This window comes from Pseudomonas sp. AC463 (assembly GCF_979253585.1).
In genome coordinates this window covers 1-245 of sequence record NZ_CEEDDZ010001032.1, presented here as the reverse complement: position 1 = coordinate 245, position 245 = coordinate 1, and the positions used below count along the sequence as shown (strand labels likewise).

General features: G+C 64.9%; 1 protein-coding gene. It reads left to right on the top strand.

Annotation, left to right across the window (positions count from 1 at the left end):
- On the top strand, positions 1-245 hold a 245-nt coding region (locus AC0IYH_RS33385), incomplete at both ends, for a sensor histidine kinase (protein ID WP_471838710.1).

Here is a 245-nt window from a genome sequence, read left to right as displayed (position 1 = left end):
AATCAGGCGAGCACGGCGAAAGCCGATTTCGTCGCGGGGATGAGCCACGAGCTGCGCACGCCGCTGAACGCGATCATCGGGTACAGCCAGTTGCTGCTCGAAGAGGCGGAGGACGAGGACGACGACGATACCGTCGCCGATCTCGGCCATGTCCACCGGGCCGGGTCCGACCTGCTGCGACTGATCGACGACATCCTGGCCTATTCCCGCATTGAGGCGGGCAAGATGCCCGTCAACCCGGCGAT